At 67.1% G+C, this 10630-nt stretch carries 12 protein-coding genes and 1 pseudogene; 7 read left to right on the top strand and 6 right to left on the bottom strand.

The window, feature by feature from the left end:
* Window positions 1-15: 15 nt before the first annotated feature.
* A complete protein-coding gene (locus EGY25_RS10375; protein WP_135194896.1) occupies window positions 16-300 on the top strand; it encodes a DUF1294 domain-containing protein in 285 nt (94 codons plus the stop codon).
* 12 nt (window positions 301-312) lie between these two features.
* Here EGY25_RS10375 and EGY25_RS10370 read toward each other — a convergent pair whose 3' ends face one another.
* Both EGY25_RS10370 and EGY25_RS10365 read right to left on the bottom strand, forming a co-directional pair.
* Window positions 313-1395 (bottom strand): SGNH/GDSL hydrolase family protein, encoded by a 1083-nt coding sequence (locus tag EGY25_RS10370; protein WP_135194895.1) that lies wholly within the window; start codon window positions 1393-1395, stop codon window positions 313-315.
* 2 nt (window positions 1396-1397) lie between these two features.
* Window positions 1398-2699: a dicarboxylate/amino acid:cation symporter gene (locus tag EGY25_RS10365; protein WP_135194894.1), complete on the bottom strand. Its 1302-nt coding sequence runs from the start codon at window positions 2697-2699 to the stop codon at window positions 1398-1400.
* A gap of 127 nt (window positions 2700-2826) precedes the next feature.
* On the opposite strand from EGY25_RS10365, the gene EGY25_RS10360 reads away from it, so the two are divergent.
* The 5 genes from EGY25_RS10360 to EGY25_RS10340 all read left to right on the top strand — a co-directional run bounded on the left by EGY25_RS10360 (window position 2827) and on the right by EGY25_RS10340 (window position 5648).
* Window positions 2827-3039 carry a cysteine protease gene (locus EGY25_RS10360; protein ID WP_135194893.1) on the top strand — a complete coding sequence of 71 codons (213 nt, stop codon included), beginning with the start codon at window positions 2827-2829 and terminating at the stop codon, window positions 3037-3039.
* A gap of 82 nt (window positions 3040-3121) precedes the next feature.
* Entirely contained in the window at window positions 3122-3787 is a 666-nt protein-coding gene (locus tag EGY25_RS10355; RefSeq protein ID WP_135194892.1) for a glutathione S-transferase family protein, read from the top strand.
* A gap of 54 nt (window positions 3788-3841) precedes the next feature.
* Window positions 3842-4042 carry a hypothetical protein gene (locus tag EGY25_RS10350; protein ID WP_135194891.1) on the top strand — a complete coding sequence of 67 codons (201 nt, stop codon included), beginning with the start codon at window positions 3842-3844 and terminating at the stop codon, window positions 4040-4042.
* A 146-nt stretch (window positions 4043-4188) separates the two neighbouring features.
* Window positions 4189-4662 carry a transcription elongation factor GreA gene (greA, locus tag EGY25_RS10345; protein ID WP_135194890.1) on the top strand — a complete coding sequence of 158 codons (474 nt, stop codon included), beginning with the start codon at window positions 4189-4191 and terminating at the stop codon, window positions 4660-4662.
* Complete coding sequence (locus EGY25_RS10340) at window positions 4653-5648, top strand: mitochondrial fission ELM1 family protein (RefSeq protein WP_209308030.1); 996 nt, start codon at window positions 4653-4655, stop codon at window positions 5646-5648. The genes greA and EGY25_RS10340 overlap by 10 nt, the downstream gene beginning before the upstream one ends.
* Window positions 5649-5763: 115 nt before the next feature.
* Here the strand turns inward: EGY25_RS10340 and EGY25_RS10335 are convergent, their stop codons facing one another.
* Window positions 5764-6063 carry a hypothetical protein gene (locus EGY25_RS10335; RefSeq protein WP_209308029.1) on the bottom strand — a complete coding sequence of 100 codons (300 nt, stop codon included), beginning with the start codon at window positions 6061-6063 and terminating at the stop codon, window positions 5764-5766.
* 69 nt (window positions 6064-6132) lie between these two features.
* Between EGY25_RS10335 and trxB the strand changes: the two genes are divergently transcribed.
* Window positions 6133-7140 (top strand): thioredoxin-disulfide reductase, encoded by a 1008-nt coding sequence (trxB, locus tag EGY25_RS10330; protein WP_135194888.1) that lies wholly within the window; start codon window positions 6133-6135, stop codon window positions 7138-7140.
* A 16-nt stretch (window positions 7141-7156) separates the two neighbouring features.
* On the opposite strand, the gene EGY25_RS10325 is transcribed toward trxB, so the two are convergent.
* From EGY25_RS10325 to EGY25_RS10315, 3 genes and pseudogenes are all read right to left on the bottom strand, one after another.
* On the bottom strand, window positions 7157-8116 hold the full coding sequence (locus EGY25_RS10325; protein WP_135194887.1) for an aldo/keto reductase: 960 nt from the start codon (window positions 8114-8116) through the stop codon (window positions 7157-7159).
* Between the two features lie 70 nt (window positions 8117-8186).
* A pseudogene (locus tag EGY25_RS10320) lies at window positions 8187-8609 on the bottom strand (response regulator); the annotation flags it as partial.
* Between the two features lie 48 nt (window positions 8610-8657).
* Entirely contained in the window at window positions 8658-10547 is a 1890-nt protein-coding gene (locus EGY25_RS10315) for a PAS domain-containing protein (RefSeq protein ID WP_245159431.1), read from the bottom strand.
* Between the last annotated feature and the right edge of the window lie 83 nt (window positions 10548-10630).

The following is a 10630-nucleotide window of genomic DNA, read 5'->3' as shown; positions in this document are numbered from 1 at the left end:
CCGAAAGCCAGGGACATGCCGATCTCCAATCTCGACATTGCGCTGATCGCCATCCTGTGCGCCGAAGTGTTAGGGTTCGCCGCCTTCGCCAGGGACAAGCAGAGGGCGCGCGCGGGCCTGTGGCGCACGCCGGAGGCGACCCTGCTGCTGTTTGGCCTGATCGGCGGCCTGGGCGCCTGGATGTGTCAGCATCTGCTGCGCCACAAGACGCGCAAGGAGCCGTTCAGGACGCAGTTCGGCCTAGTCGTCCTCCTCCACCTGATCCTGCTGGCGGCGGGCGCGGCCTGGGTCGTGCTCTGAACTCAGGGTCGGCTAGGGCGCGGGCCGCCACTCGCTGTCCAGGGTTGCGATCACGCCCTCGACCAGTGTCGCCAGTCGCACATGATCGGCCTGGGACGGGTGCCAGTCGCACGCCTGCAGGTCCAGGCCGCCGAACCGCACCGGCGTGGTCAGTCCCGGCGTCTCGGCGTTCACGACGGCGGCGACCTGTTCGACATCGGCGCCGAAGCTGTCCGACCCCATCAGGATGAACCGCGCCTGCGGCTGCGTCCTGTGCAAATCCTTTACGAAGGCGACATAGCGCCGGCGATAGGCGTCGCGCAGAGCCGCCTCGTCGGCCCAGGCTTCCCCCGCCGCCAGCGGGGTCGAAAAATCGTTGGTGCCCAGGTTGATGACGATGAATTCCGGCCGCCAGCTGTCGTCGCCCACAGCCGCCGTGGCGTCATCCGGCTTTAGGCGGGGATAGAGGACGGGCAGGCTCTGCCCCGCATCCCTGCCGCCATAGTTCCGCACCACGCCGTAACCGGAATAGGCGTTGATCCGATAGTCGGCGTCGAACCGGCGCGCGACCCTGGGTCCAAAGGCGCTCTGGGTATCCGTCCAGGCGTGGATTTCCTCGGCCGTGCAAGACCGACCCATCGAGAGGTCGCCATAGCCGACGGTGTAGGAATCGCCGATGAACTCGATCTGGCGCGATCGGGCGGGCGCCGGCAGGGGCGTCGTCGCACCCACTGGGAAGAAGCCCAGCAAACGCCCGCCGCCCGTCTGGCTCTCGCTCTGTTTTTCCAACCGAACGACATGGTCCCCGGCCGTCAGATCTTCCAGCGCCAGGTCCATGCGCCCCGCACCGCGAAACGCCGCCTTCTCCTCGCCGTCCACCAGCAGTCGCAGATATTCGCCCGGCGCATCGAAACGCACCCGCACGCCCGTTCCGTTGAACCGGCTCTCGAAATAGACGCCCGGCCAGCCGAACCTCAGCCCATGATCTGCGTCCCGGATCACCCGCCCGCCGACATTGACCGGCATAGGCTCGGTCGTCTGGGCGAAGGTTTGGCCTCCCGCAGCCAAGACCAGCACGGCGGCGACCAGCGTCGCCCATCCCTTTGATACGCGCATACCTATCCCCTGACTTCTGTGTCGGCTTTATCCTCCCCATCCTCGCCCGCCACGATCCGGGTCGCGGCCAGGTCGGCGGTGACGTTGCCGACGGTGCGGAAGATGTCGGGGATGACCTCGACCGCCAGCAACAGCGGCAGCACCCCTAGCGGCAGGCCCATGGCCAGGCAGATGGGGCCGATGGCGGCGAAGAAGCTGACCTGACCGGGCAGGCCGACCGAGGCGATCGACACGGCGATGGCCGTCAGACCGCCCGCGATCAGCACGCCGAGGCTGAGTTCCACCCCGTGCAGCTGCGCCACATAGAGGCAGACCGCCAGGTTCGCGACCGGGCTGGTGATGCGAAACACCGCCACCGCCAGCGGCAGGACCAGACCCGCCGAGGTCTGGGGCACGCCCAGCCAGTCGCGCGCCCGCTCGATCATGACCGGCAGGCTGGCGAGCGAAGACTGGGTCGAGACGGCGACGACCTGGGCCGGGGCCACGGCGCGGGCGAACCGGGCCAGCGAAATCCGCCCCCAGACGATGGCGACGACATAGATGATCAGGATCAGGCCGATCTGGCTCAGGCAGACGATGGCGACATAGTGGGCCAGCGTCCCCGCCACCCCCAGCCCGGCCCGCAAGCCCACGCCCAGCGCCAGGGCGAACACGCCGAACGGCGCGGCCAGCAGCACCCAGTGGACGATCACAACCATGGTCTCGGCCACCGCCTCGAAGAAGCCCGCCAGGGGCCGGCGCAACTCCGTCTTGATCCGGGTCGCGGCGAAACCGAAGGCGACGGCGAAGACCACGACCGCCAACACCCCGTCGTCCGCCGCCGCCTTGATCACATTCGCCGGCGCCAGGCTGGCCAGGAAGGCGCGCAGGCCGTCGGTCCGCGCCGCCTCGCCCACGGTCGTCAGCGATTCGGTCGTCACGCCGGCCAGCAGCCCCCTGCCCGCCTCCGGATCGATGGGCCAGACTGCCAGCAGGCCCAGCCCCGCCAGGATCGCATAGACGGTGGCCCCGACCAGCAGCACGCCGAACACCACCAGCGACCGCACGGCGATTCGCCCCGTCGCGGCGGCGTCGGCGATGGAGACGATGCCGGTCACCAGCAGGCTGAACACCAGGGGAATGACCGTCATGCGCAGCGCATTCAGCCAGACCTGGCCCAGGCTTTCGACCACCCCCAGCGATCCAGTCAGCCACGACGCCTGCGTCCCCTGCGCCAGGGCCCCGACGACCACCCCCGCGACCAGGGCGGCGATGACGAAGAAGCTCAACGAGGTGAAGAAGGCGGCGATGCGAGATTGGCTCATAAACCAGAGCTAGCACCGCTTTTCGCGGCGCGCGCGCCAAACCTTCTGTCGGCGATCTTCAGTTCATGTCGTCGCAGGGCGAACCGCGACGCCAGACGGCGCGTTAAGCCGCCAAAGGAGATCAACCATGTCCCGTCTGCACAAACTCGTTCCCATGCTCGGCGGCCTGCTGCTGTCCAAGGGCGGTCGGCGCGTCGCCGGTCGCCATGCCGGCAAGCTCGCCCTGGCCACCCTGGCCTATGAGGTGTGGCGCAACCGTCGCGAAGGCGCCAAGCCCCAGGTCACGCCCAAGCCTGCGCCCGAGCCGCGCGCGCGCTGGAGCGGTCGTCGTCCGCGATAGCGCTCGACTTCCCCCTCGACTTCCCCCTCGACTTCTGGGGCGGCGATGCGAATAGTTGCGCCTCGCCGCCTGGAGCCGACCCATGATCAAAGTCCACCACCTGAACGACAGCCGTTCGCAGCGCGTCCTGTGGCTGCTGGAAGAGTTGGGTCTGGACTATGAGGTCGTCCGCTATGAGCGCAACGCCGGCAATCGCCTGGCTCCCCCCGAACTGCTGGCCATCCACCCGCTGGGAAAGTCACCGGTGATCGAGGACGGCGGGGTCAAGGTCGCCGAGACCGGGGCCATCGTCGAATATCTGCTGGACACCTACGGCCAGGGACGGCTGCGGCCGGCGGCGGGGACCGAGGACGGTCGTCGCTTCACCTACTGGCTGCATTATGCCGAAGGGTCGGCCATGCCGCCCCTGCTGCTGAAACTGGTGTTCGGCATGCTGCCGCGCCGTGCGCCGGCCCTGCTGAAGCCCCTGGTCAAGAGCATCGCGAACAAGGCCCTCACCAGCTTCGTCGATCCCCAGCTCAAGACCCACGTCGGCTTCTGGGAGGACGAACTGGGCCGCTCCGAATGGTTCGCGGGCGATCAGTTCACCGCCGCCGACATCATGATGAGCTTCCCCGTCGAGGCCGGCGCAGACCGCGCATTCGACGCCGCGACGAAACCCCGCCTGAAAGCCTTCCTGGCCCGCATCCACGCCCGCCCCGCCTATCAGCGCGCCCTGGAGCGCGGCGGCCCCTACAGTTACGCGTGATCGGATCGTGATCGGGGCGACGCAACCCGGCGTGGCCCAAGACGTTGATAGGCCATGCGCCTTCAAACCATTCAGATCGTGGCCGGACTTGCAGCGGCCGTCGCCTTCATCCTGGCCTTCATGGCTGCAGGAGCCGCCCTTGTCTCGGGCCTGTTCATGCTGGCCGGTCTCGCGGCCGTCGCTTGGCTGGCGTACAGCCTGATCAAGGGCGTCCTGCGCCGCGATCCCAATTCCGAACCGCCCGCGCGAGCCTGATGTTTTCATCGGCTCGGGGTCCCGCTCTTGAAATCTTGAGCGGGAAACCCTAGTATTGATGCCCGGCCGCGCCCGCCCCGCGGCCTTTTGTATGCTTACTTCGCGTCTTTCCAGTCTCCGGGCGAACCAGAAAAATCACGACACCAATGGAAAAAGTGCCGATGACGGGCGAGGGCTACCGTGTCCTCGACGATCAACTGAAGCAATTGAAGTCGGTCGAAAGGCCGAGCGTCATCGCGGCCATTTCGGAGGCCCGCGAACATGGCGACCTGTCTGAAAACGCCGAATACCATGCCGCCAAGGAGCGGCAGGGCTGGATCGAAGGCCAGATCGCGGACATCGAGGACAAGATCAGCCGCGCCCAGGTTATCGACGTGTCGAAACTGTCGGGCAGCCAGGTCAAGTTCGGCGCCACAGTCACCGTGGTCGACGAGGACACCGAGGAAGAGGCCCGCTATCAGATCGTCGGTGAGCACGAAGCCGACGTGAAGAAGGGCAAGGTCTCCATCGCCTCGCCCATCGCCCGCGCCATGATCTCCAAGGAGGTCGGCGACGTCGTCGAGGTCAACACCCCCGGCGGCGTGAAGGCCTATGAAATCCTCAAGGTCGAGTGGAAGTAACAGTGGCGGCGGGGGCGGCATCAGCGCGCCCCCTCTCCATCTGGGTCGTTTCCGACGGCCGCGCCGGCATCGAGAACCAGGCGCTGGGCCTCGCCGAGGCCGTCCAGCGCCTGACCGCTGCCGAGATCGCGATCAAACACATCCGCTGGCGGCCGCTGTTCGACCGCCTGCCATCGGCGTTGAAGACCCCGGCCATGCTGGCGTCCGCGCCTCTGGCTGGCCCGTGGCCGGACCTGTGGATCGCCACAGGCCGGGCTACGCTACCCCTCTCGACCCGCGTCAAGGCCTGGAGCGACGGCAAGACCTTCGTCGTCCAGACCCAGGATCCGCGCTGGGCCAACGACCGCTACGACCTGATCTTGGCCCCCGCCCATGACGAACTGTCGGGCGACAATGTCTTCGAGATCACCGGCTCGCCCCACCGCATAACGCCGCAGCGGATCGCCGAGGCTGCGCCCGCATTCGCCGACCGGATCGCCCCCCTGCCTCACCCGCGCGTCGCCGTGCTGATCGGCGGCAAGTCCAGGGCCTTCGACCTGCCCGAGGCCCATGCGGCGGATTTGGGCGACCAGATCGCGGACGCCGTGCGGGCGTCGGGCGGCTCGCTGATGCTGACCTTCTCGCGCCGCACGCCGGACGCGGCGAAGGCAGCCATGACTGCGCGCCTGTCCGACCTGCCCGGCTGGATATGGGACGGAACGGGCGACAACCCCCTGTTCGGCTTCCTGCATTTCGCCGACCATGTGCTGGTCACCGAGGACAGCGCCAACATGGCCGCCGAGGCCGCCTCGACCGGCAAGCCGGTCCACGTCCTGCCGATGATTCCGCTAAAATCCGGCGACAAGTTCGCCCGCCTGCACGACGACCTGCAATCACGCGGCGCGACGCAACCCTTTGACGGCACGCTGGACAGCTGGACCTACGATCCCCTGGCCGAGACCGACCGTGCCGCGCGCGCGGTGCTGGAGGCAATGCGGGCGCGCTGACGACGTCCGATCCTGACGCAGGCGTGACCTAGGGTCGATCCACGGCCCGGGAAGCGCTTTAAGAATGGCTCGCAAAAATCTGCACTAAAGTGCACTCAAAAAAATACAGTGGCGTTTAGTCGCCCGCGCCGCCGCCGCCATCCCCGCCGCCATCCGAGCCCCCGTCATGGCCGCCCTGATGATGCGTGTCCGAGGACGGGATCACCGCGCCGCCCCCGTCCGACCCATCGCCTTTCTTGGCGGGGCTGGCCTTGGCGTTGACCGCGCCCATCAGCGCCACACCGAGGCCCGATCCGATGGCCGTGCCGAGGGCCAGACCCAGGCCGATGTTGTCCAGCGCCACGCCCAGCGCCACCCCGATCGACACCCCCATGCCGATCCCGATCGGCAAAAAGGCTGCACCCTTGTTGGTCATCCCCATCTCCCCTTCTCGTCAGACGAGACTATCATCGCGCAAACGGGAATCAGCCCCTAAATAGGGGCCATGACCCAAGCTCGTACCGTTCGCGTCGCCATCATCGGTTCCGGCCCCGCCGGCTGGACCGCCGCCATCTACGCCGCCCGCGCCTCGCTGAACCCCGTCGTCATCGCCGGCATCCAGCCCGGCGGCCAGCTGACCATCACCACCGACGTCGAGAACTATCCCGGCTTCGCCGACACCATCCAGGGCCCCTGGCTGATGGAGCAGATGCAGGCCCAGGCCCTGCATGTCGGGACCGAGGTCATCCACGACATCGTCGTCTCCGCCGACCTGTCGCAACGCCCGTTCAAGCTAAAGCTGGACGGCGGCGACGAGATCCTGGCCGAGACCATCATCATCTCCACCGGCGCCCAGGCCAAGTGGCTGGGGCTGGAGAGCGAGGCCGCTTACCAGGGCTTCGGCGTCTCGGCCTGCGCCACCTGCGACGGCTTCTTCTATCGCGGCAAGGACGTCGTGGTCGTCGGCGGCGGCAACACCGCCGTCGAAGAGGCGCTGTTCCTGACCAACTTCGCGTCCAAGGTCACGGTCGTTCACCGCCGCGACGAGTTCCGCGCCGAGAAGATCCTGCAGGACCGCCTGTTCGCCCACCCCAAGGTGGAAGTGATCTGGAACTCGGCCATCGAGGAGATCGTCGGCGTCGTCGACGGCATGGCCAAGAACGTCACGGGCGTGCGCCTGAAGAACGTTCAGGACGGCTCGACGCAGGACATCCCCGCCGACGGCGTCTTCATCGCCATCGGCCACGCCCCGTCGTCGGAACTGTTCAAGGGTCAGCTGGAAACCAACGCCGGCGGCTATCTGCGGGTCAAGCCCGGCACGGCCTCGACCGAGATCGAGGGCGTCTGGGCCGCAGGCGACGTGACCGACGACATCTATCGCCAGGCCGTCACCGCCGCCGGCATGGGCTGTATGGCCGCCCTGGAAGTCAGCCGCTTCCTCGCCGAAGAAGACCACGCCAAGGCCCACAACCCCATCAGCCACGCCGAGGCGGAGAAGATCGGGGTCTGGTGACCCCGATCCTTCGGCATCAGTAAGCCGACGCCTCCGTCAGTTCCGCCAGATCCTCGTCCGACAACGTCAGGGTCGCCGCCTTCAGCGTGTCGGCCAGTTGCTCGGTCGAGGTCGCGCTGACGATGGGCGCGGTCACGCCCGGCTGCGCCAGCAGCCAGGCCAGGGCGACCTGAGCGGAGGTGGCCTCGTTCTTCTGGGCCACGGCGTCCAGCACCGCCAGGATGCGCACGCCGCGCTCGTCGAACTTGTCCTTCAGCATTCCCTCGCGCTTGGTCCCGGCGATCTGATCGACGGTCTTGTACTTACCGGTCAGGAAGCCGCTTTCCAGGCTGAAATAGGTGATGACGCCCAGGCCCTTCTCGACCGCCAGGTCCTGCAACCCGCCCTCGAAGGTGTCGCGGCTGTAGAGGTTGTAGTGCGGCTGGATCGTCGCATATGCGGCCAGGCCTTCGCGGTCGGAGATCGCCAGCGCCTCGCTGACCTGTTTGGCCGAATGGTTCGACGTGCCGATGGCCCGCACCTTGCCCGCCTTCACCAGCTTGTCGAGCGTGCGCAGGGTCTCTTCCTGCGGCGTCTTCGGGTCGGGCCAGTGGGTCTGGTACAGGTCGATATAGTCGGTTTGGAGCCGGCGCAGCGACGCCTCGACCGCCGTCTCGATCCAGGCCGGCGACAGGTCGTTGTGGCCCTGGCCCATGTCCGAGCCGACCTTGGTCAGGATCTTGACGTTGTCACGTCGCCCGCGCGCCTTCAGCCATTTGCCGATGATGACCTCGCTCTCGCCGCCCGAATGGCCCGGAACCCAGCGCGAATAGGCGTCGGCGGTGTCGATGGCGTCGAAGCCGGCCTCGACGAACCCATCCAACAGGGCGAATGACGTCGCCTCATCGGCCGTCCAGCCGAAGACGTTTCCGCCGAACACCAGGGGAGCGATGTTCAGGCCGCTGGAGCCGAGCTTGCGTTTGGTCAGGGTCGTCATGGGGGAGGTCTCCTGTGGGGAGCCCTCGACATATGCCGCATCGCAGCGACCGCAACCGCCTTGGAAGCGGTCAGGCGAAGAGTTGAAGACCTGGCGGCGCGTATTCGACCGGCTCGCCGTGACGGCGGCGCAGGGCATAGTCCACGGCGGTCTGGACCGCATGTTCGTCGGTAGGCTTGGAAAGCACGCCGATGGTGCCGGCGACGCCGTCGCGCACCATGCCGGGGTTGGCCGTCATGAACAGTACGGAAACGCCCATGTCCTGGCCCAGTTCGCGACCCAAACCGATTCCGGTGGGGCCGTCGGACAGGTGGATATCGACCAGAGCCAGGTCCACGTCGTTCTCGCGCACCAGGTCGAGCGCGGCCTTTGCGGTCGCGGCGACCCCGAGGACTTCATGTCCCAGATCTTCCAGGACGAAGCGCAGCTCCATGGCGACGAGAGCTTCGTCTTCTATGATGAGGATACGCGCGGTCATGGGTGATGCTTGTGCTCGGGAACGTACACAATGCGGGTTTGCCCGATAGGTTTCAACATAAGGCTAATTTCTGACACCGCTTGCAGCCCTTCGACGTGAAAGCGCCGTCGCCGGCAGATCGACGATGACCCTTAAACCTTCATCGCGCCATTCGCGTTCCAGCCGTCCGCCCAATTGTCCTTGGACCGACAATGTCGCCAGGGAGGAGCCGAAGCCGGTGCGCGTAGGCTCGCCTTGAAGGGTCGGGCCGCCGCTTTCGCTCCAGGTCAGGACGAACCGATCCTCGTTGCGCGCGGTGGACAGGGCGACAATGCCGCCCTTTTCGGACAGGGCCCCGTATTTGGCCGCATTGGTCGCCAGTTCGTGAAACAACAGGGCGACCGAGGTCGCGGCCTGATCGTCGAACACGGCGTCGTCTCCCGTGATCCTGACGCGCGGGGCGCCCGTCTCGTCGGCATAGGCCTTGAACAGGTCCGACAGGAAGGAATGCAGCGTCGTGGCGCCGACCGTCGGCTTTGACGTCTCTGTGTGCGGCCGCACGAACTCGTGCGCCCGGGCCAGGGCGGCGATGCGGGTGCGCAAGGAGGCGGAGAAGGCCTTGGCCTCGGGGTATTGACGCGCCGACAGGGCGACCAACGCCGTGATCACCGCGAAGATGTTCTTGATCCGGTGGCTCAGCTCCTGGCTGACCAGCTCGCGGCCCTGTTCCAGCTTCTTCAGCTCGTCGATGTCGGTCAGGGTGCCGAACCAGCGGGTGATCTCGCCCTGTTCGTCGCGCACCGCGACCGCCCGTCCCAGCGTCCAGCGATAGACGCCGCTGTGATGCTTCAGCCGGTATTCGATCTCATAGGGCTCGCCGGTGTCCAGCGAATGCCGCCACACCGCCCAGGCCCGCTCCTGATCGTCGGCGTGGAACATGTCGTTCCAGCCCTCGCCGTCCGTCGAACCGGCCGGGACGCCCGTGAACTCGTACCAGCGGGCGTTGTAGTAGTCGTGGAAGCCGTCGGGCAGGGTCGACCAGACCATCTGCGGCATGGCGTCGGCCAGGACGCGGAAGCGGGTCTCGCTCTCGCTCAGCGCCCGCGCGGTCTCGGCGAGATCGGTCTCGATCTGCTTGCGCTCGGTGATGTCCACGGCGATGCCGGGCAGGCGAACAGCCTCGCCCGCGCGGTCGAAATAGACCTGACCGCGCGCCAGAACCCAGCGCACCGCGCCGTTGCTGGTCAGGCGGTATTCGCTCAGGAACACGCCCTCGCCGGACTTTGCGCGCTCGATCTCGTCGTGGACGCGGGCGGCGTCGTCGGGGTGGACGCTTGCGGTGAACATCTCGATCGGCGCGCCGTCCTGGGCGGCGACTGCATCGACGCCGTACATCCGGGCGAACCGTTCGTCGGCTACAACCAGATTTCGGGTGATGTCCCAGTCCCATGCGCCGACATAGGCCGAGGCCTCCATCGCCAGACGCGCGGTATGCTGGCTGCGGTCCCGCTCCAGCAGGGCGCGGCGCAGTTCCAGCTGGGTCATGACCTGATCGGCCAAGGTCTTCAGCGCCATGGCCTGAAGTTCGGTCAGGCCTTCGGGACGCGGCTTTTCGTCCAGCACGCAGAGCGCGCCCAGCGACACGCCGTCCGACGTCTTCAGCGGATGGCCGGCATAAAAGCGGATATGCGGCGCGCCCGTCACCAGCGTGTTGTCGGCGAACCTGGGGTCCAGAAGTGCGTCCTTCACGACCATGGCGTCGTCGGCGAGCATGGCGTGGGCGCAGAAGGACAGAGGGCGCGGTGTTTCGCGCGCGCCCAGGCCGATCTCGGCCTTGAACCACTGACGCTCGGCGTCGACCAGGCTGACGGCGGCCATGGTCGTCTCGCAGAGGCGCGCGGCCAGATTGGCGAGGTCGTCGAACGACGCCTCGGGCGTCGTGTCCAGCACGCCATATTGTTTGAGCGCTCTCAAGCGGTCAGCCTCGTCCCACCTAGGACATTCGACTTCGGGGTGGGTCAAGCAGGCGTCCTCGTCGGGCAGGAAATGTCCGGGCA

Source organism: Brevundimonas intermedia, assembly GCF_004614235.1.
GTDB classification, from domain to species: domain Bacteria; phylum Pseudomonadota; class Alphaproteobacteria; order Caulobacterales; family Caulobacteraceae; genus Brevundimonas; species Brevundimonas intermedia_A.
Note: the sequence above shows the minus strand (reverse complement) of the source record. Positions and strands in the feature narration are given on the sequence as shown.